This window comes from Silicimonas algicola (assembly GCF_003148765.1).
Taxonomy (GTDB): domain Bacteria; phylum Pseudomonadota; class Alphaproteobacteria; order Rhodobacterales; family Rhodobacteraceae; genus Silicimonas; species Silicimonas algicola.
On the sequence record NZ_QGGV01000003.1, the window covers coordinates 61,417 to 85,915 of the forward strand.

The following is a 24,499-nucleotide window of genomic DNA, read 5'->3' on the forward strand; positions in this document are numbered from 1 at the left end:
ATGAACGCGAACAGGCTGATCAACATGGCGATCAACATGGTCTTCCGTCACGGGATGCGCTGGCTGAACAAGGGCCAGAAGGTCGATCCGCGCGTGAAGAAGACGCAGCAGACCATGAAGGCGATGCGGAAGATCAACCGGCTGATGAAGTGAGCCTGCGCATCCGGCGTCTCGTGTCGGTGGACGAAGTGCACGGGCTGACGCCGCACCTGGCGGACTACGTCCGCTTCGTTTGCGACGACCTCGTTCGCGCCGGCGCGCCGCGATTCCAGCCAGACGGCCTTCTGTCGAAGACCCTCGCTCACCTGCAAGACGTGGTGCCGCCGCGTGGCTATGCTTTCGTGGCCGAGGATGACGGGGATGCTGTCCTCGGCATGGTCTTCCTGCGTCCGTCAGGGGCAGGCGCAATGGAGATCAAGCGCCTCTACGTTCCGCCCGCGGGTCGCGGCATGGGCGTCGGTCGGGCTCTGGTGATGGCGGCCGTGGCAGCCGCGCAGGAGGCGGGAGCAGCGGTCGTCCGGCTCGATTCAACGCGCAACCTGACGCCCGCTCTCGACCTCTACCGCAAGCTCGGCTTCGTCGAGAGGGACGCCTTTCCCGAAAGCGACCTTGCAGGCGATCCCGTCCTGGGCCCCTGGGCGATCTACATGGAGTTGCCCCTCAGCCCTCAGGGCCAGAGCATCCAGAGATAGACGACGTAGAGCGCGAGGAAGGCCAGGCCCTCGGTTCGCGTGACGCGAAGACCCGTTCGGCAGACGACCAGAAGAGCCACCGTCGCCGCAAGAAGGATGCCGCCGTCGCGGACCGACATGTCGGCCGGCACGGTGATCGGCGTAATCAGCGCGGTCAAACCGAGGATACCGAGGATGTTGAAGATGTTCGAGCCGATGACGTTGCCGAGTGCAATGTCGCCCTCGCCCTTGCGTGCCGCGATCACCGAGGTGACGAGTTCGGGCAAGGAGGTGCCGACCGCGACGATGGTCAGCCCGATCACCGCCTCGGACACACCCGCCGCTTCGGCCAGCGCCACCGCGCCCTGCACGAGAAGCATGGCCCCCCCGATCATGCCGACGAGGCCTCCGGCGAGGTAGGCCGCCGAACGCCCCGCGCCGACCATCGCCGTCTCCTCTTCTGCCTCGGGCCGGGGCGAGGTGCGGATGACATAGGTGAGGTAGGCGATCAGGCCAGCGAAGAGGACGAACCCGGCAAGCCGACTCGCCTCGCCCAGAAAGAGGATGGCGACAGCGGCGAGGGTGGCCGCGATCAGCACCACGGAATCGCGCTTGAGCGCCGACCGGTCGACAATGATCGGCATCATCACCGCAGCGAGGCCGAGGATCAGGAGGATGTTGGCGATGTTCGACCCGACGACGTTTCCGACAGCGATGCCGGGAGCATCCTCGAGGGCTGCGACGAGGCTCGTCGCCAGTTCCGGCGCCGAGGTGCCGAAGCCAACCACGGTCACGCCGATCACGAGGGGAGAGAGACGCAGGCGGCGCGCCAGTGCCACGGCGCCCCGGACCAGAAGCTCGCCGCCGACGACGAGGACAACAAAACCGACAAGGATGAGGACAATGTTCAAGAGGCACCTGTGCACGAGCGGCACGGGCGCCGCGTGAGAGACATTGTGGCGGAGACGCTTGGCGTCAAGGTCGGTCGTGGGTTCGGGAAAAATGAAACTGGGCGCTCAGTTCCTAAGCGCGCGGAAATGCTTCGACAGCTTCAGCCCCTGGCCCTGGTAGTTGGACGCGATCTCGCGGCCGTAGAGCGTCTCGGGCATGGCGGCCATTGACTCGTAGACCAGCCGTCCCACGATCTGGCCGTGTTCCAGGACGAAGGGCGCTTCGTGGCACCGGACTTCCAGCACCCCGCGCGAGCCCGAACCGCCCGCCTCGGCCCATCCGAAGCCCGGATCGAAGAACCCGGCGTAGTGGACACGGAACTCGCCCACCATCGCGACATAGGGCGCCATCTCGGCGGCGTGGGTGGGCGGGATCGTCACCGCCTCGCGGCTGACGAGGATGTAGAAAGCGCCGGGGTCGAGGATGATACGGCCGTCGCGGGTATGAACCTCTTCCCAGAAATCCGAGGGTTCGTAGTGGCCGATACGGTCAAGGTCGATCAGCCCTGTGTGCGGCTTGGCGCGATAGCCGACGAGGCTGCCCTTTGCGGGCCGCAGGTCGACCGAAAAACCGAGCCCGTCGTCGATCACTGCCTCGCCGTCGACAAGACCGACCCTGCCGTGAAGGGCCGCCAGCGACACGTCGTCCAACTCGGCATGACCCTCGCGGAACCGGATCTGGTTCAGGCGCATTCCGGGCCGAACGAGAACCGAGAACGAGCGGGGACAGATCTCGGCGTAGAGCGGACCCTCGTAACCCAAGGGGATGCGGTCGAACTCGGTGCCGCCATCGGTGATGCAGCGGGTAAGGAGGTCGAGACGCCCTGTGGAACTCTTGGCGTTCGCCACGGCGCTGACCTGCGGCGGCAGCTTCAGCCGCTCCATCAGCGGGACGACGTAGACGCAGCCTTTCTCGAGCACCGCGCCGTGTGTCAGGTCGATCCGGTGCATCTCGAAGTCGGACAGGCGGTCGGCGACGGTCGCATCTCCCGTCAGGAACGAGGCGCGGACGCGGAAGGCCACGCGCCCAAGGCGAAGGTCGAGAGAGGCGGGCTGGACCTGCGCTTCGTCGACATCGCGTTCCGCCGCGACGGCGCCCTCGGCGACAAGCCGACGGAGACGGGTGTCGGGAAGAACGCCGGTCATGCCGCGCAGGCCACCCGTATGACGGGCCGCGGCGGTTGGTTCCGGTGTCGATTGGTCGGGCTAGCAGGATTCGAACCTGCGACCTTCCGTCCCCCAGACGGACGCGCTAACCAGGCTGCGCCATAGCCCGACAGGGCGCCTTCTGGCCGAAAATCGAACCGGGGGCAAGACCCAAGTCGGGCGCCGGACACGGTTCAGGACGCCCGGTCGAGAATGGCCCGAAGGCGTCCGGCGGCGGCGGCGAGATCGTCGCGGTAACGGGCAAGAACGGCGGGGTCCGCAAGCCGCAGGCGCAGTGCGGCCGAAGGGGCGGCGGCGAAGCTTTGGTCGTCGTCCTCGGGGTCCGCGTCCGGCACGTCGGGCGTAGGCGGTATGGACCCACGCGGGGGGGCGGAAGCTTCGGGGGACGCGGCTTCGGCGGGCGTCTCGTCGGTGTCCGTATGCCCGTCGTCGGACGAGACGCTGGCATGAACCTCGGGTTCGGACGTGGGAGCGCTTCGGTGCGAGAAGAGCGGGGCCGGTGCCGCGATCTCGTCGTCGAGGACCGGGTCCGGCGCGGCGCCGTGCGTCGAGCGGGCAGGTGCCGCGGGGGTCGCCGGGGAAGCGGGCGCGGGCCGCGCCTCGACCGAGATCACCTCGTCGTCCGCGTCGTCGACCATCCCGAAAAGCGGCGGCGAAAAGCCCGAGACGTGCTTGATCCCCTGTTCGCGGAACATCTTCTGCACGCCCCGGATCGTCATGCCCTGGTCGTGCAGCAGCGTCTTGACGCCGCCGATCACGCGCATGTCGGCGGGGCGGTAGTAGCGCCGCCCGCCCGCGCGTTTGACCGGTTTGATCTGGCTGAACCGCGACTCCCAGAACCGCAGGACGTGCGTGGGCACGTCGAGCCAGTCGGCGACCTCGGAGATCGTGCGGAAGGCGTCGCGGGACTTCTCCACCAGGATCAGCCCTTATTGCCGGCGGCCACGCGCTCTTTCATCAGATGGGACGGACGGAAGGTCAGCACGCGACGCGGCAGGATCGGGACCTCCTCGCCGGTCTTGGGATTCCGTCCGACGCGGGCCGCCTTGTCACGGATCGAGAAGGTGCCGAAGGACGAAATCTTGACCTGTTCGCTTTTCACGAGGGCGTCCGACATGTGCTGAAGGACGCTTTCGACAAGCTGCGCGGATTCGTTGCGGGAGAGCCCGACTTCGCGGAACACCGCGTCGCTCAGGTCCATCCGCGTCAAGGTCTTCTCGCTCATTCGGTCCCCCCGGTGTTTGCAGGGCAGAATGAGCGCGAAGAAATTCCGAGTCAATAACAAGCGCTTGGAATGAGGCGCTCAATCGGGGCCTTAGCTTGGCGGGGGCGGGGTTCCGCGCAGGCCTGCCTGCTGCCCCTGTTGGTGACCCGCGTGGGCTTCCCGGAAGGTCCGCTCTACGCGTCCAACGTGCCGTCCAAGGTCACCACCGCAGCACCACCGACCCCCAGGCCAGTCCGCCCCCGATCGCTTCGGTGACGACGAGGTCGCCCCGCTTGATCTGGCCGCGCTCGACGCCGACCGACAGCGCCAGCGGGATGGACGCGGCCGAGGTATTGCCGTGGTCCTGCACGGTAACGACGACGCGGTCCATGCCGACGCCCATCTTATGCGCCGTCGACTTGATGATCCGCAGGTTTGCCTGGTGCGGCACAATCCAGTCGACGTCATCGCCGGTCAGCCCCAGTTTGCCGAGCGAGGTGTGGGCGGTCTGGGCCAGCTTCTCGACCGCGTGGCGGAAAACCTCCTTGCCCTGCATGCGGAGGAGGCCTGTCGTCTGGGTCGAGACGCCGCCGTCGACGTAGAGGATGTCGCGGTGGCGTCCGTCGGAATGGAGGTCGGTGGCGAGGATGCCGCGGTCGTCGTTCGTCCCCTGTCCGTCTTCGGCCTCGAGAACGACGGCACCGGCGCCGTCGCCGAAGAGGACACAGGTGCCGCGATCCTCCCAGTCGAGAATGCGCGAGAAGGTCTCCGCGCCGATGACGACGACGCGCGTCGCTTGGCCGGACACGATCAGCGCGTTGGCCTGCGCCAGCGCGAAGACGAAGCCCGCGCAGACGGCCTGGATGTCGAAGGCAAAGCCGCCGGTCATGCCCAGACGGTCCTGCACCATCGTTGCGGCCGAGGGGAAGGTGAGGTCGGCGGTCGAGGTGGCGACGATCAGCGCGTCGACGTCGGTGGCGGCGATGCCTGCCATCTTCAGCGCCTTCTCGGCGGCCGAGGCGGCCATGCCCGAGGTGGTCTCGCCCTCGGCGGCGAAGTGGCGGCGTTCGATGCCGGTTCGCGAGACGATCCACTCATCGGTGGTGTCGATCTTGTCCTCGAACCAGGAATTCGGAACGACGCGGGCGGGCAGATGGTGCCCGACGCCTCGCACAACGGCGCGTAGTGTCATCTTGCCTGCTCGTCTGCGGCCGCTCGTGCGGTCTCGGTCGCGGCATCCTGCCCGTCGGTGTCGCCGGATGCAACCCGCGCCGCGAGACGTTCGGTGAAGCGTGACTCGGCAAGTTGGAAGGCAAGCTTGATCGCGGCCGACACGCCTGTGGCGTCGGCCGAGCCATGGCTTTTCACGACGGTGCCGTTGAGGCCGAGAAAGACACCGCCGTTGACGCGGCGGGGATCGATGCGCTTCGACAGGCGGCCGAGCGACGTTACGGCGAGGAGGGCCGCGATGCGGCTGAGCGGCGTGGCCCGGAAAGCGTCGCGCAAAAGGTCGCGGATCAGACGCGCCGTGCCCTCGCCGGTCTTCAGCGCCACGTTGCCGGTGAAGCCGTCGGTCACGATCACGTCGACGCGGTTCGAGGGGATGTCGCCGCCTTCGACGAAGCCCACGAAGTCGATCTTGGCCTCGTCGGCGGCCGCCGTGATCAGGTCGTGCGCTTCCTTCATCTCGGGCCGGCCCTTGTTTTCCTCCGTCCCCACATTCAGGAGCCCGACCCGTGGGCGCGAAACGCCGAGACCATTCCGGGCATAGCTGCCGCCCATCCGCGCATACTGGAGAAGGTCCTTGGCGTCGGCGCGCACGTCCGCACCCACGTCGAGCATGACGTTGAAGCCGCCCGGATTGCGCGAGGGCCAGAGGCACGCGATGGCGGGGCGGTCAATGCCGGGCAGTTTCCTCAGCCGCAGCATGGACACCGCCATCAGCGCGCCGGTGTTTCCGCAGGACACCACGGCCTGCGCCTCTCCCGACTTCACCGCGTCGACGGCAGCCCACATCGAGGTGGACTTGCCGTTGCGCATGACATGGGAGGGCTTGTCGTCCATGCGGACGACATCGGGGGCATCGCGCACCTCGACCCGAGCGCCGAGCCGGCGCTTGTCGATCAGCGGCCTGATTTCCGATTCACGCCCGAAGACGAGAAAACGCACGGAGGGGTTTTTCTGGACGCTCTTGGCGATCCCGGCGACGATCGCCGTCGGGCCCAGGTCGCTGCCCATTGCGTCCACGGAAATGGTTATGGGCGTCGCGGCGCCGGAGGGTCGATCGGTCTGGTCCGTCATCGCCACGGCGTCACGAGGACGCTCAGGCCGCGTCGTCGTCCAGGTCGATCTCGTCGGCCTGCGCGATCACTTCGCGGTCATCATAATGGCCGCAGGCGCCGCAGACGTGGTGCGGACGCTTGAGTTCGCCGCAATTCGGGCACTCTCCGGGATTGCCCGCAGTCAGCGAGTCATGCGCGCGGCGCATGTTCCGGCGGGACGGGGTGACTTTGTTCTGCGGGACAGCCATGTCCAATTCCTCGGTCTAGACGGAGGGGCCGTGCCCCGGTTTCTGAGGTCGAACCGGTCTTACGCCCCGGGGCGCACCATGTCCAACCCATTGTACGAATGAGGGCCGGAACATACTGCGATTCCTCAGGATGGCAAGCGGGTTTTCAGGCGTCCTTGTCTTCGTTTCCGGAGAGTCCGTCGCGCAGCGCCCTGAGTCCGGCGAAGGGCTTTGCATCCTCGTCCGTCATGGGGGCGCGACCGGGTTCGGTGACCGAGACCTCGACAGGCTCGACACCTTCCGCGCGGGGAAACAGGGGCAGGGCGAGCGCGAGGGCCTCGACCATCACCGCCTCGACATCGACGATCGAGGGCAGGGCCTCGGCGTTGTCGTCCTCGGGCATCTCGACCTCGTCGCCTTCCGGCTCGATCCAGTCCGAGAGGTAGCGGCGCGTCACCTCCTCGTCGATGCGGGTCGTGACGGGGGCGCCTGTCACCACGCAGGACTGAACGACCGTCGCGCCCAGGTCGGCCTCGAGCGTCACGTCGCGACCGCCTGAGGGCGCGAGGGTGCCGATGAAGCGCAGCTTCTTCAGACCCACGATCCCCAGTTCGGTGGCAAGGGCGTCACGCGCCGCGGCGTCGGGCTCGACGGCGAACGAGACGATGTCGCGGATCTTCGCGACCGGGAAGCGGCTTTCAGGCATGAGCCTCTCCTTGATCAGCAGGCGCAGTCTGGATATGCCGACTAGGCGGCAGCGGGCCGCGTGGCAAGGGGCGAGCGACATGACGGCAGCGCGGACGGCGATGGTGATCCTGGCCCTGGCAGCCGTGCCGGGCTGCGCGCGCATCGACTCGAGCCACGGCTATATCCCTGACGAATCGACGCTGCGCGATATCCGGGTTGGCCGCGACACCAAGGAAACCGTCGCGCGCATCGCCGGACAGCCGGGAACCGAGGGCGTCATCGACGACCGGGGATGGTACTACGTCAAGTCGGACTACGAGAGGTTCCTCTGGCGTGCGCCGGTCGAAACCGACCGCGAGGTCGTCGCGGTCAGCTTCACCGAAACGGGCGTCGTTGAGAATATCGAGCGTTTCGGCCTCGAGAACGGCCGGGTCGTGGCGCTGAACCGCCGCGTCACCACGTCGAACACGCGCGGAGTCGGTTTCCTGCGCCAGCTCTTCTCCAACCTCGGCAACATCGACGCGGGCCAGTTCCTTGGCGGCGGCAGCCGGGACTCCAACTAGGATGCGCGGCCGGAGGGTCATTCCTCCGGCTCGAACTCCAGCGACACGCCGTTGATGCAATAGCGCAGGCCCGTGGGTTTCGGGCCGTCGGGGAAGACGTGCCCCAGATGTCCCTCGCAGCGGGAGCAATGAACCTCGGTCCGGCGCATGAAGAAGCTCCGGTCTTCCTTCTCCTCGACCATCTCGGGATCGGCCGGCTGGTAGAACGACGGCCAGCCTGTGCCCGACTCGAACTTGTGCGCCTGGTCGAACAGGGGCGCGCCGCAGCCCTTGCACAGGAAGGTGCCTGGCGTCTTGGGAAAGTCGTCGTGCGTGAAGGCGCGCTCGGTCCCGTGCTTGCGCAGCACCTTGTATTCCAGGTCGTCGAGCTCGGCCCGCCATTCCGCGTCCGTCTTGGTCACCTTCTCGGCCATGTCGTCCTCCTGTCATGTCTCCGTCGCAGCTTGCGCGGCATCCTCGGGCCGTCAATATCTAGGAGCGCGGCGCCAAGCCGCCAGTGCCGGAGGCCCGCGAATGCGGTCACGAGAGCGATTTAGGGCGCGTTTGGCGACGACGGACGACGACCTGCGGCGCGCGCAGGCGCTGCGCCATCTCGCCTTCGTCACGGCGCGGAGCCTGCCAGCAAGGCCCGGCGGCCTTGAGACGGACGCATTCGACGCCATCTGCCGGCATGTCCTCGTCGAGGACGCGTCCGCCGACCTCGCCGCGACCTTCCGGTTCCTGCCGCTGACCTCGGGGGCCGAGATAGGGCGCAGCTACTCGGCAAGTTACTACGACCTGGCGGCTCTGGCGTCCTATGACCGGCCGATGGTCGAGATGGGGCGGTTCTGCATTCGCCCCGGCCTGCACGCCCCGGACGTGTTGCGTTGCGCCTGGGGCGCGATGACGGACTTCGTCGACCGCGAGGGCGTCGGAATGCTGTTCGGCTGCTCGTCGTTCGAGGGCACCGACTGGGCCGATTACGCCGACGCCTTCGCGATGCTGCGCGAGCGGCACCTCGCGCCCAAGAGGTGGCTTCCGCGCATCAAGGCGCCCGATGTCTTTCGCTTCGCCGCCCGGCTGAGGCGCTCGCCGGACCGGGTTCGGGCGCTGAAGACGATGCCGCCGCTTCTGCGGTCCTATCTCGGGATGGGCGGATGGGTGTCGGATCATGCCGTTGTCGACCGCGACCTTGGCACGCTGCACGTCTTCACCGGGCTCGAGATCGGGCGGATCCCGGCTGCGCGGGCGCGGCTGTTGCGGGCCTCGGTCGCCTGAGGGCGGTGTTGACGTTGCGCTGCGGCGGCTCTACGCCCCGCCATCATGGCCCGTCCCCCTCTCCTGCAACTCACCGACATCTCGCTGACCTTCGGCGGCGATCCCGTTTTCCAGGGCCTGTCCCTGACCGTCCAGCCCGGCGACCGGCTGGCGCTGGTCGGGCGCAACGGGTCGGGAAAGTCGACCCTTCTCAAGGTCATGGCGGGTCTCGTCGAACCTGACGAGGGCGCCCGCGTCCTCTCGCCCGGCGATGGCGTCGGCTACATGGAGCAAGAGCCGGCGATGACCGGTTGCGAAACGCTGATGGACTTCGCCCTGCGCGACCTGGGCGAGGCCGATGCCTGGCGGGTCGAAGCGGCGGCCGAGGGTCTGAAGCTGAACCTCTCGCAGCGGGTCGAGACCGCTTCCGGCGGCGAGCGGCGGCGGGCGGCGCTGGCGAAGCTTCTGGCGGAAGCGCCGGACCTGATGCTTCTCGACGAACCGACGAACCACCTCGACATCGAGGCCATCGGCTGGCTGGAGGATCGGCTGTCCGAGATGCGCCAGGCCTTCGTCCTCATCAGCCACGACCGCGCCTTCCTGCGCGCCCTGACCCGCGCGACGCTCTGGATCGACCGGGGCGAGGTGCGGCGTCGCGAGGGTGCTTTCGAAGGATTCGAGGACTGGCGCGACACCGTCTGGTTCGAAGAGGACCAGGCGCGCCACAAGCTCGACCGCAAGATCAAGGCCGAGGCGAAGTGGGCAGTCGAAGGGATCAGCGCGCGGCGCAAGCGCAACCAGGGCCGGGTACGGGCGCTTCAGTCGCTTCGGGAGGAACGATCCTCGCAGATCCGGCGCGAAGGCACGGCGGCGATGGCGCTTGACTCGGGTCCGAAGTCGGGTCGTCGAGTGATGGAGGCGAAAGGCATTTCAAAGACCTACGGCGACAAGTTGATCTGCCGCGACTTCTCGCTGCGCGTTTTGCGGGGCGACAGGGTTGCCTTCGTCGGGCCGAACGGCGTGGGCAAGACCACGATGATCGAGATGCTGACCGGGAAGATTGCGCCCGACGAGGGCACGATCACGCTTGGCACAGGTTTGGAGATCGCCGTGTTCGACCAGCGCCGCGCCGCGCTCGACCCCGAGATGACGCTTTGGGAAAGCATGACGGGCGACACCGACATGCGTGTGTCGGGACGCGCCGACCAGGTCATGGTGCGGGGCACGCCCCGGCATGTCGTCGGCTATCTCAAGGACTTCCTCTTCGACGAGGTGCAGGCCCGCGCGCCGGTGGGATCGCTCTCGGGCGGCGAAAAGGCCCGGCTTCTGCTTGCCAAGCTGATGGCCAAGCCGTCGAACGTGATGGTGCTGGACGAGCCGACCAACGATCTGGACATCGAGACTCTGGATTTGCTTCAGGAGATCCTCGACGACTACGACGGCACGGTTCTACTGGTCAGCCACGACCGCGACTTTCTGGACCGGGTGGCGACCACGACGGTCGCGTTCGAAGGGCAGGGACGTATCGTCGTCCATGCCGGCGGCTGGTCGGACTATGCGCCGAAGCGGAAGCTGGTCGAGGCCTCCGTCTCCTCCACAAGGGCCGACAAGCGTCGGCAAGAGCAAGAAAAAACCGCATCGAAGGATGGCGGCCTGACGTTTACGGAGCGCCACCGGCTTGACGCGCTGCCGAAGGAAATCGCGCGGCTCGAGGCGGAAATCGCGAAGCTGTCGCTTCTGATGTCTGACGCCGAATTGTTCAGCCGCGAGCCTGTCAAATTCCGCAAGGCGACCGACGCCCTCGCGGAGCGGCAGTCGAAGCTGGCCGCGGCCGAGGAGGAGTGGCTGGCGCTGGAAGAAAAGGCGTCAGGCTGACGGGTGAAGGACGGGACTGAAGCCACCCTTGAGGGCAGCGACGCTTGTCGGGGGCGTCAGGACGGTGACGATACCCGTCATGCGGGGGCGGGGGTCGCCATAGCCTGAGGGCGACACCGGACGCAGGCGGTCGCCCTGGACGAGCAGCGGGATGGTGTCGAGGATGATCGCCCCGTCGGGCAGGGTCGCCGCATCGGTCTGGTAGCGGCGCTGGCCGAAGGTGCGGGGAATGGCGCGTTCGGTATGGAGGCGGTCATCCATGTCACTTGCTCTGGACGTGAGACCCGCTGCCCGTCGGTAGGCATCGAAGGCGCTCCGACGGCAGAGCGCGCAGGGGCGATGGCCGGCGGCGAGGGCCACGGCGTCGTCGAGGAAGAACAGTTCGGTATAGGCGCCCGGCGTCATGACCGTCCGGTGCCAGCCCTTGTGCTCGAGAACGCAGATGATCCAGGACTTGTGTTTCCAGAGAGCGCGGCCGATGTGGCCCCGCTCGTCGTGGAGGATGCCGCGATTCCCCATGAAGAGACCTCGAGCGGGGTCCGCCACGAGATCTCCGGTGGCCAGCATACGGTTGCGATGCGTCATGCCCCGAGTCTAGGGCGCGGCGCATCGCTTCGGAAAGGGAAAGATCAGCCCTCGGAGCGGCGGCTGACGCTGAGGAACACGATGGTCGCCGCGGCGATGGCCACAACGACGGGGACCGGGTTGCCGAGGCCGATGGCGACGGTGGCGAGCGCGAAACCCGCGGCGAGGAAGAGGAGGAAGAAGTTGGCGATCATGCGATGTCCATCCCGAACTCGAAAATACTCTCACTGGACAACATACTGGACGCGAATTGGGTCCATCCGATTGCCAAGGGACGGATTTTTCGAGGTTCTTTCAGGCGTTTCGGAGGCGCGCCAAACCCGGACAATTTTGGGGTATTCCAATACCATAATAACAAGCTGCTGAAATTTAATGACTTATTGGGCCAGATTGACGTTGACGGCGCCGCCGATTCCTTTAGAAGCCGCACATCAAACGCAATCCCATCCAGGGCAGAGACAATGAAGACGTTCACCGCAACACCGGCGGACATCGATAAGCAGTGGATCATCATCGATGCCGAAGGCGTCGTGCTGGGCCGCCTTGCCTCGATCGTCGCCATGCGCCTGCGCGGCAAGCACAAGCCGTCGTTCACCCCACACATGGACATGGGTGACAATGTCATCGTCATCAACGCCGAGAAGGTCCAGGTGACCGGCAACAAGCGCGAAAAGCCGAACTACTGGCATACGGGCTTTCCGGGCGGCATCAAGTCGCGCACCACGGGTCAGATCCTCGAGGGCGCTCATCCCGAGCGCGTCGTGATGCAGGCCGTGAAGCGCATGCTTCCCGGCGGCCCGCTGTCGCGAAAGCAGATGACCAACCTTCGCGTCTACGCCGGGACCGAGCACCCGCACGAAGCGCAGAAGCCCACCGTTCTGGACGTCGCGTCCATGAACAAGAAGAACACCCGGAGCTGAAGATGGCCGAAGACATCAAAACGCTGGACGATCTCAAGGACGTCGTTTCGCAGGACATCGGCGGCGTCACCGGCGCCCCTGCCGAAGAACGTGCGCCGCGGGAGCAAGTCCGTGACTCGCTCGGCCGCTCCTATGCGACCGGCAAGCGCAAGGACGCGGTTGCCCGCGTCTGGATCAAGCCGGGCTCCGGCAAGGTCGTCGTGAACGGCAAGGAAATCGCGGTCTACTTCGCGCGCCCCGTGCTTCAGATGATCCTTCGCCAACCCTTCCAGGTGGCTGGCGTCGACGGCCAGTTCGATGTGGTCGCCACCGTCAAGGGCGGCGGTCTTTCAGGCCAGGCCGGCGCAGTAAAGCACGGCATCTCGAAAGCGCTTCAGCTCTATGATCCCAGCATGCGCGGCGCTCTCAAGGCCGCCGGCTTCCTGACCCGCGACAGCCGCGTGGTCGAGCGGAAGAAGTACGGCCGCGCCAAGGCCCGGAAGAGCTTCCAGTTCTCGAAGCGCTGAGTTTCGGGACACACGATCAGCATCGGGCGCGGCTTCGGTCGCGCCCTTTGCTATTGGACCGAAAGAAAAAAGCGCGCCCTGCAAGGCGCGCTTTTCTTCACCTTCCGGTCTGTCGGTTCAGCGCGACTTGCGCACCAGTCGCGCCAGAAGGACAACGGCGATACCGGCCGACAGAAGAGAGGAAATACCGAGCAACTCGTAAACGGCCATGACAGGTGACTCCTTGAACACTCTTAAACAAGGCAGAAACTAGCACCGATCATGGCGTGATTGTGGCGAAATCTGGCCGATCTCACGGAAACAATCCGTTGCCGCCTGCGCAGCCCGGTCAGCCGCCGGATTGCTCGAGGCGTTCCAGAGCCTTCAGCCACAGAGCCTCGGCACGCTCAAGACCGTGCTCCACCTCAGCGAACTTCCTCTGCCAGCCTTCGGCTTCCTTAAGGCGCGTCTCTTCGTAGATGGCCGGATCGGCGAGCTTGACCGAAAGCTTCTCGCGCATCTCCGACAGCTTGCCGACGCGCGACTCGGCGTCCGACACCGCCTGACGAAGCTGCGCGATGTCGTGGCGGCTGGCGGACGGCGCCCGTTCCTTCTTGCCGGACTTGGGCGCAGGCATGTCGAGAAGCATCCGCCGGTAATCCTCGAGATCGCCGTCCCAGGGGGCCACGCGCCCGTCCTTCACCAGCCACAGGGCATCAGCGACGTGGGACAGAAGGTGCATGTCGTGGCTGACGAGGATGACTGCCCCGGAATAGGCGGTCAGCGCCTCGATCAGCGCCTCCCGGCTTTCCATGTCGAGGTGGTTGGTCGGTTCGTCGAGGATCAGCATGTGCGGCGCGTCGAGCGTGGCGAGAAGAAGCGAAAGACGCGCCTTCTGACCACCCGACAGCCGTCCCGCAACGGTGTCGGCCTGCTCGGCGCCGATGCCGAAGCCGGCGAGACGCGCGCGGAGCTTGGCGGGGGTCTCGCCGGGCCGCAGACGGCGGATGTGGTCGAGGGGCGTCTCGTCGATGTGCAACTCGTCGAGCTGATGCTGCGCGAAATAGCCGATGCGAAGCTTGCGGGCCCGCGTGATGCGTCCGCCCAAGGGGTCGAGCTTGCCCGCCAGCAGTTTCGACAGCGTCGACTTGCCTTCGCCGTTGCGACCCAGAAGCGCGATCCGATCGTCCTGGTCGATCCGGAGGTTGAGCTTCGACAGTACGGCGCGCCCGTCGTAGCCGACGCTGGTGCTTTCCATGTTGATGATGGGGGGCGACAGCTCCTCGGGCTCGGGAAAGGTGAAGCGGCGCAGCGCCGCTTCCTGCGGGCTCGAGATCGGTTTCATCCGCGCGATCATCTTCAGCCGCGACTGGGCCTGCACCGCCTTCGACGCCTTGGCGCGGAAGCGGTCCACGAAGCTTTGCAGGTGAGCGCGCCGCGCCTCCTGCTTGCGGTTCTCGGCCTCGGCCACGGCGAGGCGGGCGGCGCGTGTCTCGGCGAAGGTGTCGTAGCTGCCCTGGTAGAGGGTCAGCTTTCGGTCCTCGAGATGGAGGATGGACGTCACGGCGCGGTTCAGAAGGCCGCGGTCGTGGCTGATGACGATGACGGTGTGCGGGTAGGAGGCGAGATAGCTTTCCAGCCAGAGCGCGCCTTCGAGGTCGAGATAGTTTGTGGGCTCGTCGAGCAGGAGAAGATCGGGCGCGCTGAACAGAACCCCCGCCAGCGCCACGCGCATCCGCCAGCCGCCCGAGAAGGCCGAGCAGGGCATTCCCTGTTCTTCGGTCGTGAAGCCGAGGCCCTTGAGGATGGCCGACGCCCGACCCTCGGCCGACCAGGCGTCGATGTCGGCGAGGCGCGTCTGGATCTCGGCGATGCGCGTGGGATCGGTTGCGGTCTCGGCCTCGGCCATCAGGCTCGCGCGTTCGGTGTCGGCCTCGAGCACGGTGTCGAGCAGCGAGGTCTCGGAGCCCGGCACCTCTTGCGCCACGCCGCCGATGCGGGCGCCCTTCGGCACGCGGATGTCGCCGCCCTCCAGCACCAGCTCCCCCCGGATCAGGCGGAAGAGCGTGGTCTTGCCGGTGCCGTTGCGTCCGACGAAGCCGACCTTGTGGCCGTCGGGAATGGTTGCCGAGGCGCCCTCGAACAAAGGGCGGCCTTCGACCGAGTAGCGGATGTCGTCGACTCTGAGCATGGGGCGGCATTAGCAGCCTTGCCGGAGGTCCGCCAGACGGGGTTTCCCTCACGCGACCGCCATGCTAGGCGGGCGGCCAAATCCGGGGTGGGACGCATGGGGCGCCCCGCCGGGACGTCCTGAGAGGCACATGACCATGGCGACCGAACGCACCCTTTCCATCATCAAGCCCGATGCGACCAAGCGCAATCTGACCGGCAAGATCAACGCCAAGTTCGAAGATGCGGGCCTTCGCATCGTCGCGCAGAAGCGCATCCACCTGACGAAGGCGCAGGCAGGCAAGTTCTACGAGGTCCACGCCTCGCGGCCGTTCTACGACGAGCTGTGCGAGTTCATGGCCTCGGGACCGGTGGTCGTGCAGGTGCTGGAAGGCGAAGGCGCCATCGCGAAGAACCGCGAAGTCATGGGCGCGACCAATCCCAAGGACTCTGCCGCCGGGACGATCCGCGCGGAATTCGCGGAATCGGTCGGCGAGAACTCGGTCCACGGCTCGGATGCGCCCGAGACGGCGAAGGACGAGATCTCCTACTTCTTCGCGGGAATGGAACTCGTCGGCTGAACGGCTGACGCGTCGACAGTCAGGGGCCGTCCATCGGGGCGGCCCTTTGTCTTTTCGACATGCTCCCTCAGCAGGGCCACGTTCCGGAGGTTGGCCTTGAAGCCGACGTCGAACAGGTCGCCGAGAAGGGGGATAGTGCCGATGACCCAGTCGATGCCGGAGTTGACCGCCATCCGGCCAAGGACGTGGTTGGGCGCGCCCATGTTCCAGGCGCTGCCGATGATCCAGGCGGACGGGGCGAGGGCGAGGGTGTCGCCGATGCCGGGGACGAGACCCACGATACTGTCGAGGCCGACGCGTATCCGCGTGCCCGGAATGCGAAGGGCGCTGTCCATGAGACTGGCCATGCGCTCGAGCTTGGCGAGGCGGGCGAGGTCGTCCACGCCGTCGTACCTGCGGGTATAGGTGGTGTCGGTCATATCGAGGCCCAATCCTTGAACGAGCGGCGGTAGTTCAATGGCGCCTTGCGGGGCGAGGGAGTCTTCGGCCTTTGCAGCGGCTCGCCCGTGGCGCGTTCCACCAGGGGGGCGATGCGGGCGAGGCGAGAGCGAAGGACATCTTTGCTTTCGCGCGGGCGGGGGGGATCGGACGCCTGTGTCATGGCAGGGAAACCTCCGGAAACGCGGGCGGTTCCGAAAAAGTGCCGCTCAGGAATCGAGCCGGACGCCCAGCCCGTCCAACTCGCGGCGCAGCGAGAGGCTGGGCCCGTCGTTCTGCGGCCTGGGGCGTGCCCCCGCGCGGAGTGCATCGAAGCGAACGCGCAGGGCATCCTTCTCAGGCCCCTTGCAGTCGTGCCAGGGGCGGCCCTGAAGGCCCATGACGAGGGCGTAGTAGCCGATGAAGTGCGGGCGGGTGCCGGTCTCGAGAAGGCGGAGGTAGGCGGTGTCGGCGCCGATGGCGCGGATCGCGTCGGCCGTGGGCAGGCCGGCGCGGACGAATTCTTTCTCGGATGCCGGGCCGAGATTGCGGATGGCGGTGACGGGCTCGCTCATGGGGCCGAGGTTAGCGCCCCGCGCGTGCCGGCGGAAGGATCAGATCGAGGCCCAGTCGCGGATGGGGCGCGGCAGGGGCGCGTCCTTCGGTCCGCGCGCGGGGGGCGTCTGCGCCTCGGGGTCGCGGCGGGGCGTCCAGCCCTGCGGGTCGGGGGTCTTGTCGTCGCTCATGCGCAGCTCCAGTCCCGGATCGCCCCTGTCTTACGCTGTCCTTGGCAAGGGGCGAAAAGATGGCCCGTGTCGGACGACGAGGGGGTCATTTCGTGGGCGGGGGCGACGGGTGACCGGATTGTGGCGAGAATGTGGCGGCTCGATTTGCCGCAGGAAAGTTGTTCAGAAGATTATCCACAGGCTGCCGGGCCGGTGCTGGAGGCGACAAACCGCGCAGCGGGATTGGGGCCGTTGCCGAGGAATCCTGAGAAATCAGGGGTATTTGTGGGCGTTTCTGCATCAATCACCTCTCATTCGGCGTGTTGTTGCCGGGCGTCGCGCCGAAGGTCATCCACAGCCCTGATTCGCGGATTTCCGCCGAGGGAATCGCCCTTCAGGCGGCCAGTCTCCGCCGCAATCCGTCCGAATCCAGCCACATTTGTCCAAGAAAACAACCTAAGAGCGAAATTCTCATCTGAATCGACGATGTGGGAGGGGAAGGCGGTCGGTATCTTAAGAAATGAGCCGGGGGGGACAGTGATGTCGCCGGTTCGGGTGGGGACGCGTGATGCGTTCATCTCCAAGTCATGCGTAATAGGAGTACTGAAATGCGCAATCTTTTCCTGAAATTCCGTAAATCCGAAGACGGTGCGACCCTGGTCGAATACGGCGTCGCGCTGATCCTGGCGATCGTCGTTGGTGGAACGGCGCTGCTTGCTCTCGGTGGCGATGTTTCCGAGGTCATGGGCAACGCCTGCACGAGCGCCCTCGCCGACGGCGGCGCCGATTGCGCCGCGCCTGTGGTGCCTGCGCCTACCGTTCCGTGAGATGATGTGCCGGCATTGCCTCAAGCAATGCCGGCCTCTCCTTGCTTGCAAGTAGACACTTCTGAGATTCAAAACATGACCGCGATCCGTAAATTCATTGTCGTCGCCGCCGGAGCAACTCTTGTAGAGTACGCCGTGGCTCTTTTGGTGGTTATTATCGTCGGTAGTGCAACGATATCCGCCCTCGCCAACGCAGTCGGCACGGAGATCCGGGAAACCACCAGCGCCTTCTGACGCCACTTAAGGAGTGATTTCATGCGTATGCGTTCGCTACTGACCCTCGTGATCGGAATCGGCGTCGCCGGCTTTTCGGTCTATGCCTCTCGCGAGCTTCTCCAGGTCCAGACGGCGACCGCCTCCATCGACGCGAACGAGCCGAAACTCGTCAGCGTGGTCGTGGCCGCTCAGGACATCCCTTTCGGTAAGACGATCGAGGCGCACAAGCTGACCACGATCCAGTGGCCGACCGACGCGGTGCCGCCGGGCACCTACAGCGATTTTTCGACGCTAGTTCCTGAAGCCGGACAAGAGCCACGCCGCGCCAAACGGGCGATCGCCCAAGGCGAGCTCGTCCTTGCGAACAAGCTCTCCGAGTTCGGTGAGAAGGTGACGATCACCCAGACGCTCGGCAAGAACTCGCGAGCCATGGCGATCCGCGTCAACGCATCAACCGCAGTCGGTGGTTTCGTCACGCCGGGCGACACCGTTGACATCGTGCTTACCCAAGGCGGCGGCGAGAGCCTTCGGGCGGTCACCATCCTTCAGAACATCCGCATCATCGGCGTCGACCAGCAGGCCGACGAGAACAACGAGACGGCGAACGTCGCCAAGACTGTGACGGTCGAGGTGACGCCCGAGCAGGGCCAGAAGCTGGCGCTGGCCGAGAAGGCCGGGCAGCTTTCGCTCTCGCTTCGCACGCTCGACTCGGTTGTGGACGAGCCGATGGAGTCGATCAGGCTGTCGGACATCATCCGCGAGAAATCTCCGACCGAGGAAGGCCCGAAGATGACCATCAAGGTGCGTCGCGCGGGCGTCAACATCGAGAACGTGGAAGTCGAAGAACGCACCAACTGACCCTGCGGCGGCGGCCCGGATCTGCTCTCTGGGCCCCGCACCGCAGTTTCGCCTGGGGGACATTGGAATGGGACGGCATGTGATGGTACCGAGTGCAAAGCGCTTCGCCAAAGACGAGACCGGCGCCCTTCTGGTGTTCTTCGCCATCTGCTGCGCCGCCATTTTTCTCCTCGCGGCGCTCTCCTTCGATATCGGTCGGCGCGCCTCGACCCAGTCGGAACTTCAGTCCTTCGTCGATAACGTGGCACTGGCCGCAGCAGGCGAGTTGAATGGCTTTCCGGGCGCCCTGCAGCGCTCTCAAAATGCGGCGAACGACCTGATCCGGGACAGGTTTGCCATCGGCGGGAACGGAGATACGGACCTCGACGGGGAATCCTTCCACCTCGATTTCTATTCAACGCTTCCCGCAGCCGATTTCACGCCGATGACACGACTGCCGGCCGATGGTTGGCTCGATCCGGGCGAGGCTTCCAACGATCTCGTGGCACGCTTCGTCCGTATCTCGATGATCAACGACGAGCGCGGCGACAAGCGCGTCCAGGTGCCTTGGGCCTTTGCGCGACTCCTGTCGATCTTCTCGACCGACGACCTGCCGACCGAGATGGTCGGCGCCGAGGCGGTCGCGGGATTTACAAGCCTCGCCTGCGATGTCAGTCCGATCTTCTTTTGCATGCCGCCAACGCCGGCTAGCGGGGAACCATGGGATCCTTCCGCCAACATCGGCCAGACAATCCGGCTCGTTGCCGAAGGGGGCAACGGCAACGGCGGGGATTGGCATCCTGGCAACTTTGCCTGGCTCGACGTCTTCGATCAGGTGCCTGCGGAGGATCTGACCGACCCAGGTGGTCCCTGCTATGGCTTGAGAAACAACGATCTCTATGCGTGCCTCGTCGCAGGCCAAGGGGCGCTTTCACTCTGTTTCGAGAACGGCTACCTCAGCACCATGACGGGGAGGGCCGAGGGCTGGAGGCCTACGACGCTCAATTCTTTCTTCGACATGTACGATTCGGCGCAGATGGACATGGAAGACGATCCCAGGTATCCACCTGCGCCCGTGGTGACTAAGAGTTACGTCGATGGCTCGACCTGCGGCAACAACTCATCGCCAGATACGACAAGCACGACGATGGATCTGCCGCCCGACGATTGCTTCCGAGACGTCGGCGTGAGCGAATGTACCGCGTACTCCGGCGCGGGTGACCGCTATGGCGACTCTGATTGGACGCAAGGCCGGATTGACTATGTCGAGGCGAATTATTCGGTGGACCCTGATTCCCTTGGTAGGGTCGAGGACCACGAGGAATGGATTGATGATGATGGTACGATGTATCACGTCGACGACCCGTTCCGACCTGGAGCAACGAACATCCTTGCTCCCGTTCCGCCTCTTGAGACACAGCCTGTGGTGCGCGCTGGCCCCGACACTACCCGTTGGCAGTATTACAATGCAGAGGTCGCGACGTCGCTCTACTCAAATTCTGGTGCCTACTCTGCGGGTCCGGACGTAGTACCAAACCCCCGGCCTGGCGGGCCGCTTGACCTGATAAAAGACATCTACATCAACCCCGGTGATGCAAATCCTGCTTACGTTCGCGAGGGAAGTTCTTTGCCTTCCTGCAGCACCGACAACGCCGGCAACTCACTTGCTTCGGATGACCCGCGCCGCCGCGTCATTACTGCCGCTGCCGTCGACTGCGAATACTGGAGCAGTAATGCCAACCCGTTTGGCCGCGACCAGTTGAATGGTAGGTCGGGACAGTTCCTGGCGCAGTACTTCGTGGAACTGTTCCTGCTGAACCCGGCACGTCCGAGCGGGACAACCCGTGAGCTCTACGCCGAGGTCATCAGCGGTGCGCTTAACGGAGGCACCGACAACGTCGCGGAAGGCACCTTCCGCAACCTCGTGCAGCTTTACCGGTAGGGCGTAGACATGAAAATCAGAACTGCCCTTATCAAGTTCCGGAGGTCCGAGGACGGTGTGGCGCTCGTAGAATTTGCTTTGCTTCTTCCGGTCTTTCTACTTGCCTTCTTCGTGATCGTCGAATTCACGCGTTTGTTTTTTTCCTATCAGGGCGCCATCGTCGGTGTTCGTGATGCGGCGCGTTATATGGCTCGAACGACGAACGGCGATATCTGCGCCGATGCCGGCAGCGTCGGCGTTCCAGAAGTTATAACTTACAACGACGGCGACAGGTATTACGCCATTGTCCAGCGGAGCATGGATACTGAAATTGATGGCTTTCTTCCCGAACTCGTCGTGCTTGACTGGGTTTCTCGAAGTGTCACCTGCGTTAGCCACGCTGACGCTGACCGTTATCGGCAAGCCCGCGTGCCGATGGCAGAGGTTACGGCGCGCTTCACGATAACCTTCCCGTTGGTAGGCATCCTCGAGCTGAACGGACAAAGGGTACTCGAACCCTTGTGGCGCGATATAACAGATCTTTCTCGGGTTTATGGGGTGTGACCGTGACTATTCACTTGAAATCCCTGCCCGGTCGGTTCCGCAAAGACGAAACCGGAACCACCATGGTCGAGTTCGCGGTCGTCATCGCGCTGTTCCTCCTGATCCTATTTGCCATCCTCGATTTTGGCCGACTTGGTTACAATTGGGTATCGACCGAGAAAGCAATGCAGCGTGCCACCCGTATCGCCTCGGTCCGGCCGCCTATTTGCGCCAACATTCCATTGCATCATCGTCGAGAAGAAGGCACCAGCGCAGAATATCCCGCCGGCACCCTTTGTAGCGCAAATAATGGCATCTGCCAGCAGGTTAACCGTAGTTGTAGGCTGTCCGAGCCAAATGCTGCGAGCCTCGAGGCGCAGGCAGCCGCTGTCGAAATCTTTGATCTGATCGAGCCGCTATTGCCACAGGGCGCTACTAGCGCCAATGTAGTTCTGCGCTACAACTACGACCGCAATCTAGGTTTTGTGGGTGGACCGTACGTTCCCAACATCACAGCGGAGTTGGTGGGCGCCCAGAATGTGTGCGGCACCCAAGACCCCGTGGAAGGCGACGAAGACGCCCCAAGATATCCGCTGTTCTGCTTCGAATTCATGACACCGCTCAGCGCACTCGCTTCTACAGCGGGTGCCGCCAACGCCGATGGCATCCCGACAGGCGACGGCACCAACGCGGCTCGTATCCCTTTCCCGGATATCTCCGTCACTCTGCCTGCCGAGGATATGAATCTCGGAACCCGCGGCTGAACCACATCAAGGACCAACCGATGCACAATTCCATCCTCCTCATCTCCTCCGACGGCGCGATATCGGACCGGGTCGGAGAAGCCCTGTCCAAGATCGAAGGCGCCAGGGTGGCGACCGAGGCGGCGTCGGTCTCGCAGCTGAACGGGGCCGCAGTGAAGATGGCGGCCGATCATGACGTGGTCATCTTTGCGACCGATCCGTCAAACGCGGCCGACCTGACGGCGATCGAGCATCTGACCGAGCAGCGGAAGCCGGGCACGGTCTACCTCGCGCTTACCGACGGCGACCTGCCCCTGTCGAAGGCGCGCGCGCTGACGCGGGCCGGGGTGGACGACGTGTTACCCTATCCATCGTCGACGGGCGAACTGGTCGAGGTGGTAGGCTCGTGGATCGCGCGTCGCCGGGCCGAGACCGAAGAGCGGTACTCAGGCCCCTCTGCGGCGACCGGCAAGCTGATCGCGGTCTCTCAGGCGCGGGGCGGCATCGGGTCGACGACGGTCGCAGTGAACCTCGCCGACCAGCTTCTGCAGCGGAAGGGCACGTTCAAGAAAGAGGCGGGCAACCGCGTCTGCATCGTGGATCTCGACCTTCAGTTCGGAACCGTGGGCGACTTCCTCGACATGGACGAGCAGGAGGGACTTCTGCAACTCGCCTCCGAGCATTTCCTGCCCGACGCGCACTGGATCGAGCAGACGATCGTGCGCCTGCCGTCGGGGCTGAGCGTCCTCGCCGCTCCGCGCAAGTTCGCGCCGCTCGACTCGCTCCAGCCGGAGCAGATCGACGCGCTGATGAAGACGCTCAAGCTGATGTTCGACTATGTCGTCGTCGATCTGCCCCGTGCCCTTGTCAGCTGGGTCGAGCCGGTTCTGGCCGAGACGGACCGGATGTACATCGTCATGGACATGACGGTGCCCGCCGTCCGCGCCGCGCGCCGGCTGATGGATTTCGTCCTTGCCGACAACGCGCAGCTTCCGATCGAGTTGATCGTCAACCACGAGAAGAAGCCGATGATGCTGCGGGAGCATCACCGCGAGGCGCAGAAGGCGCTCGACACGTCGTTCACTCATTGGATCGCGCACGATCCAAAGGCGGCCCGCGAGGCCGTCGACTATGGCAAGCCGGTGTCCGAGGTGGCGGGCCGGTCCGATCTCTACAAGGGGATCGCCGCGCTCGCGAAGTCCACGATCGCCGAATTGCCGAAGTCCAAGGCTTCGGTACGAGTTTAAGGAGACACGGTCATGTTCAAGTCCTTCGGAAAGTCCGACGTGAAAACCCCGGCCGCGGTGGCGGTCAATGGCACAAGCCAGAAGGGGATGGACGCCGCGAACCGCGTCACCTCGTCGGCGTTGCGCTCGCTTGCCGGCAACGACAAGGAGTTGACCGACCGGCTGTTGCTGAAGAGCCGGCTGCACGAGGCGCTGCTCGAGCGGCTGAACCTCAGCGTGATCGACAAGGTGCAGACGGACGAGCTGCGCCGTGAAGTCGCGAACCTGGCGCAGGCGGTCCTGGCCGAGGAAAAGCGGCCGATGCGGACCGAGGACTTCAAGCTCATCGTCGACGAGCTGATGCACGAGGTGCTGGGCTACGGTCCGCTCGAGCCGCTCCTGGCCGATCCGACGGTGAACGACATCCTGGTGAACGGTCATGACAGCGTCTACGTCGAGCGCTTCGGCGTGCTGGAGGCGACCAAGGTCCGCTTCCGAGACGAACGGCACCTCTTGCGGATCATCGACAAGATCGTGTCGTCCATCGGACGCCGCGTCGATGAAAGCCAGCCCTGGGTCGATGCCCGACTGCCCGACGGCAGTCGTGTGAACGCGATCATCCGCCCCTGCGCCATCGACGGGCCGTCGCTGTCGATCCGCAAATTCTCGAAGAAGCCGATCCTTCTCGACAAGATGATCGAGCTCGGGTCGCTCAGCCAGGAGGCGGCGGGTCTGCTGCAGGCGCTGGTCGAGGCGCGGATGAACATCCTGATCTCGGGCGGTACCGGCTCGGGCAAGACGACGCTTCTGAACGCCATGTCGCGGTCGATCAGCGAACACGAACGCATCGTGACGATCGAGGACGCGGCCGAGCTTCAGCTTCAGCAGGCGCACGTCGTCCGGCTCGAGACCCGTCCGCCCAGCCCGAACGGCACCGGCGCGATCAGCCAGCGCGATCTTGTCCGGAACGCGCTTCGCATGCGCCCCGACCGGATCATCGTGGGCGAGGTGCGCGGCTCCGAGACCTTCGACATGCTCCAGGCGATGAACACGGGCCACGACGGTTCGATGACGACCGTCCACGCCAACACCGCGCGCGACGCTCTCAGCCGGATCGAGCAGATGGTGTCGATGATGGGGCTCGACCTGCCACTCTCGGCCATCCGGTCGCAGATCGCGTCCGGCATCAACTTCATCGTCCAGCTCAACCGACTGTCGGACGGCAACCGCAAGGTGATGAGCGTGTCCGAGATCACGGGCATGGAAGGCGAGACGATCACCATGCAGGACATCTTCGTCTTCAAGAAGACCGGCAAGGGCGAGAACGGCGAGGTTCAGGGGCAGTTCATGGCGACGGGGATGCGGCCCAAGTGCGCCGAGGCGCTGCTCGCGTCCGGCGTCGACCTCAGCCAGACCTCGTTCCTGGCACGGGGGAAGTAAGT

Annotated in this window: 31 protein-coding genes and 1 tRNA gene; 16 read left to right on the forward strand and 16 right to left on the reverse strand. The window is 65.2% G+C overall.

Annotation, left to right across the window (positions count from 1 at the left end):
• Together C8D95_RS21980 and C8D95_RS07675 are read left to right on the forward strand one after the other, a co-directional pair.
• Entirely contained in the window at positions 1-153 is a 153-nt protein-coding gene (locus tag C8D95_RS21980) for a hypothetical protein (RefSeq protein WP_164721622.1), read from the forward strand.
• Complete coding sequence (locus C8D95_RS07675; RefSeq protein ID WP_164721623.1) at positions 150-692, forward strand: GNAT family N-acetyltransferase; 543 nt, start codon at positions 150-152, stop codon at positions 690-692. The genes C8D95_RS21980 and C8D95_RS07675 overlap by 4 nt, the downstream gene beginning before the upstream one ends.
• On the opposite strand, the gene C8D95_RS07680 is transcribed toward C8D95_RS07675, so the two are convergent.
• The 9 genes from C8D95_RS07680 to C8D95_RS07720 form a co-directional block, all read right to left on the reverse strand.
• Complete coding sequence (locus C8D95_RS07680; RefSeq protein WP_109758601.1) at positions 668-1,582, reverse strand: calcium/sodium antiporter; 915 nt, start codon at positions 1,580-1,582, stop codon at positions 668-670. The two genes, C8D95_RS07675 and C8D95_RS07680, sit on opposite strands and share 25 nt — an antisense overlap.
• 105 nt (positions 1,583-1,687) lie before the next feature.
• On the reverse strand, positions 1,688-2,767 hold the full coding sequence (locus tag C8D95_RS07685; protein WP_109758602.1) for a 2'-deoxycytidine 5'-triphosphate deaminase: 1,080 nt from the start codon (positions 2,765-2,767) through the stop codon (positions 1,688-1,690).
• A gap of 52 nt (positions 2,768-2,819) precedes the next feature.
• A tRNA-Pro gene (locus tag C8D95_RS07690) sits at positions 2,820-2,897 on the reverse strand.
• A 64-nt stretch (positions 2,898-2,961) separates the two neighbouring features.
• Positions 2,962-3,705, reverse strand: coding sequence for a MerR family transcriptional regulator (locus tag C8D95_RS07695; RefSeq protein ID WP_164721624.1), 744 nt, complete (start codon positions 3,703-3,705; stop codon positions 2,962-2,964).
• Between the two features lie 5 nt (positions 3,706-3,710).
• Entirely contained in the window at positions 3,711-4,013 is a 303-nt protein-coding gene (gene ihfA, locus C8D95_RS07700; protein WP_109758604.1) for an integration host factor subunit alpha, read from the reverse strand.
• A 199-nt stretch (positions 4,014-4,212) separates the two neighbouring features.
• Positions 4,213-5,184: a beta-ketoacyl-ACP synthase III gene (locus tag C8D95_RS07705; RefSeq protein ID WP_109758605.1), complete on the reverse strand. Its 972-nt coding sequence runs from the start codon at positions 5,182-5,184 to the stop codon at positions 4,213-4,215.
• Positions 5,181-6,293, reverse strand: coding sequence for a phosphate acyltransferase PlsX (plsX, locus tag C8D95_RS07710; RefSeq protein WP_109758606.1), 1,113 nt, complete (start codon positions 6,291-6,293; stop codon positions 5,181-5,183). The genes C8D95_RS07705 and plsX overlap by 4 nt, the downstream gene beginning before the upstream one ends.
• Positions 6,294-6,315: 22 nt before the next feature.
• Positions 6,316-6,522 carry a 50S ribosomal protein L32 gene (rpmF, locus tag C8D95_RS07715; RefSeq protein ID WP_109758607.1) on the reverse strand — a complete coding sequence of 69 codons (207 nt, stop codon included), beginning with the start codon at positions 6,520-6,522 and terminating at the stop codon, positions 6,316-6,318.
• A 145-nt stretch (positions 6,523-6,667) separates the two neighbouring features.
• The gene (locus tag C8D95_RS07720; protein ID WP_109758608.1) at positions 6,668-7,207 is read right to left on the reverse strand and encodes a YceD family protein; all 540 of its coding nucleotides are present in this window, start codon (positions 7,205-7,207) and stop codon (positions 6,668-6,670) included.
• A gap of 79 nt (positions 7,208-7,286) precedes the next feature.
• Between C8D95_RS07720 and C8D95_RS07725 the strand changes: the two genes are divergently transcribed.
• Entirely contained in the window at positions 7,287-7,751 is a 465-nt protein-coding gene (locus C8D95_RS07725; RefSeq protein ID WP_109758609.1) for an outer membrane protein assembly factor BamE, read from the forward strand.
• A gap of 17 nt (positions 7,752-7,768) precedes the next feature.
• On the opposite strand, the gene msrB is transcribed toward C8D95_RS07725, so the two are convergent.
• Positions 7,769-8,164 carry a peptide-methionine (R)-S-oxide reductase MsrB gene (gene msrB, locus C8D95_RS07730; protein ID WP_109758610.1) on the reverse strand — a complete coding sequence of 132 codons (396 nt, stop codon included), beginning with the start codon at positions 8,162-8,164 and terminating at the stop codon, positions 7,769-7,771.
• Positions 8,165-8,264: 100 nt separating this feature from the next.
• Here msrB and C8D95_RS07735 point away from each other — a divergent pair, with 100 nt between their 5' ends.
• On the forward strand, positions 8,265-9,008 hold the full coding sequence (locus tag C8D95_RS07735) for a GNAT family N-acetyltransferase (RefSeq protein ID WP_109758611.1): 744 nt from the start codon (positions 8,265-8,267) through the stop codon (positions 9,006-9,008).
• A gap of 45 nt (positions 9,009-9,053) precedes the next feature.
• Positions 9,054-10,862: an ABC-F family ATP-binding cassette domain-containing protein gene (locus C8D95_RS07740; protein WP_109758612.1), complete on the forward strand. Its 1,809-nt coding sequence runs from the start codon at positions 9,054-9,056 to the stop codon at positions 10,860-10,862.
• On the opposite strand, the gene C8D95_RS07745 is transcribed toward C8D95_RS07740, so the two are convergent.
• Both C8D95_RS07745 and C8D95_RS21985 read right to left on the reverse strand, forming a co-directional pair.
• Positions 10,854-11,447, reverse strand: coding sequence for a hypothetical protein (locus tag C8D95_RS07745; protein WP_109758613.1), 594 nt, complete (start codon positions 11,445-11,447; stop codon positions 10,854-10,856). The genes C8D95_RS07740 and C8D95_RS07745 overlap by 9 nt on opposite strands.
• Positions 11,448-11,491: 44 nt before the next feature.
• A complete protein-coding gene (locus C8D95_RS21985; protein ID WP_164721625.1) occupies positions 11,492-11,641 on the reverse strand; it encodes a hypothetical protein in 150 nt (49 codons plus the stop codon).
• A gap of 267 nt (positions 11,642-11,908) precedes the next feature.
• Here C8D95_RS21985 and rplM point away from each other — a divergent pair, with 267 nt between their 5' ends.
• Both rplM and rpsI read left to right on the forward strand, forming a co-directional pair.
• Positions 11,909-12,367 (forward strand): 50S ribosomal protein L13, encoded by a 459-nt coding sequence (gene rplM, locus C8D95_RS07750; protein ID WP_109758614.1) that lies wholly within the window; start codon positions 11,909-11,911, stop codon positions 12,365-12,367.
• Between the two features lie 2 nt (positions 12,368-12,369).
• The gene (gene rpsI, locus C8D95_RS07755) at positions 12,370-12,873 is read left to right on the forward strand and encodes a 30S ribosomal protein S9 (RefSeq protein WP_109758615.1); all 504 of its coding nucleotides are present in this window, start codon (positions 12,370-12,372) and stop codon (positions 12,871-12,873) included.
• Positions 12,874-13,201: 328 nt separating this feature from the next.
• On the opposite strand, the gene C8D95_RS07760 is transcribed toward rpsI, so the two are convergent.
• Positions 13,202-15,043: an ABC-F family ATP-binding cassette domain-containing protein gene (locus tag C8D95_RS07760; protein WP_109758616.1), complete on the reverse strand. Its 1,842-nt coding sequence runs from the start codon at positions 15,041-15,043 to the stop codon at positions 13,202-13,204.
• A gap of 136 nt (positions 15,044-15,179) precedes the next feature.
• On the opposite strand from C8D95_RS07760, the gene ndk reads away from it, so the two are divergent.
• Positions 15,180-15,602 (forward strand): nucleoside-diphosphate kinase, encoded by a 423-nt coding sequence (gene ndk / locus C8D95_RS07765; protein WP_109759005.1) that lies wholly within the window; start codon positions 15,180-15,182, stop codon positions 15,600-15,602.
• On the opposite strand, the gene C8D95_RS07770 is transcribed toward ndk, so the two are convergent.
• From C8D95_RS07770 to C8D95_RS22735, 3 genes are all read right to left on the reverse strand, one after another.
• Positions 15,569-16,021 carry a DUF4112 domain-containing protein gene (locus tag C8D95_RS07770; protein ID WP_109758617.1) on the reverse strand — a complete coding sequence of 151 codons (453 nt, stop codon included), beginning with the start codon at positions 16,019-16,021 and terminating at the stop codon, positions 15,569-15,571. The genes ndk and C8D95_RS07770 overlap by 34 nt on opposite strands.
• 228 nt (positions 16,022-16,249) lie before the next feature.
• Positions 16,250-16,594: a TfoX/Sxy family DNA transformation protein gene (locus C8D95_RS07775; RefSeq protein WP_109758618.1), complete on the reverse strand. Its 345-nt coding sequence runs from the start codon at positions 16,592-16,594 to the stop codon at positions 16,250-16,252.
• Positions 16,595-16,633: 39 nt separating this feature from the next.
• Positions 16,634-16,765 carry a hypothetical protein gene (locus tag C8D95_RS22735; protein ID WP_277601039.1) on the reverse strand — a complete coding sequence of 44 codons (132 nt, stop codon included), beginning with the start codon at positions 16,763-16,765 and terminating at the stop codon, positions 16,634-16,636.
• Between the two features lie 587 nt (positions 16,766-17,352).
• On the opposite strand from C8D95_RS22735, the gene C8D95_RS22250 reads away from it, so the two are divergent.
• The 8 genes from C8D95_RS22250 (at position 17,353) to C8D95_RS07815 (ending at position 24,497) form a co-directional block, all read left to right on the forward strand.
• On the forward strand, positions 17,353-17,571 hold the full coding sequence (locus tag C8D95_RS22250; protein ID WP_206508471.1) for a Flp family type IVb pilin: 219 nt from the start codon (positions 17,353-17,355) through the stop codon (positions 17,569-17,571).
• Positions 17,572-17,646: 75 nt separating this feature from the next.
• Positions 17,647-17,805 carry a hypothetical protein gene (locus tag C8D95_RS21990; RefSeq protein ID WP_164721626.1) on the forward strand — a complete coding sequence of 53 codons (159 nt, stop codon included), beginning with the start codon at positions 17,647-17,649 and terminating at the stop codon, positions 17,803-17,805.
• A 21-nt stretch (positions 17,806-17,826) separates the two neighbouring features.
• Positions 17,827-18,645, forward strand: coding sequence for a Flp pilus assembly protein CpaB (gene cpaB, locus C8D95_RS07790; RefSeq protein ID WP_109758620.1), 819 nt, complete (start codon positions 17,827-17,829; stop codon positions 18,643-18,645).
• 82 nt (positions 18,646-18,727) lie between these two features.
• Entirely contained in the window at positions 18,728-20,566 is a 1,839-nt protein-coding gene (locus C8D95_RS07795; protein WP_206508473.1) for a TadE/TadG family type IV pilus assembly protein, read from the forward strand.
• 9 nt (positions 20,567-20,575) lie between these two features.
• Positions 20,576-21,109, forward strand: a complete 534-nt coding sequence (locus C8D95_RS07800) for a TadE/TadG family type IV pilus assembly protein (RefSeq protein WP_109758622.1) — start codon at positions 20,576-20,578, stop codon at positions 21,107-21,109.
• A gap of 2 nt (positions 21,110-21,111) precedes the next feature.
• The gene (locus C8D95_RS07805) at positions 21,112-21,852 is read left to right on the forward strand and encodes a TadE/TadG family type IV pilus assembly protein (protein WP_211312615.1); all 741 of its coding nucleotides are present in this window, start codon (positions 21,112-21,114) and stop codon (positions 21,850-21,852) included.
• Between the two features lie 20 nt (positions 21,853-21,872).
• Positions 21,873-23,078 (forward strand): CpaE/TadZ family protein, encoded by a 1,206-nt coding sequence (locus tag C8D95_RS07810; RefSeq protein WP_109758624.1) that lies wholly within the window; start codon positions 21,873-21,875, stop codon positions 23,076-23,078.
• A 12-nt stretch (positions 23,079-23,090) separates the two neighbouring features.
• Entirely contained in the window at positions 23,091-24,497 is a 1,407-nt protein-coding gene (locus C8D95_RS07815; protein WP_241239852.1) for a TadA family conjugal transfer-associated ATPase, read from the forward strand.
• The last annotated feature ends 2 nt before the right edge of the window (positions 24,498-24,499 follow it).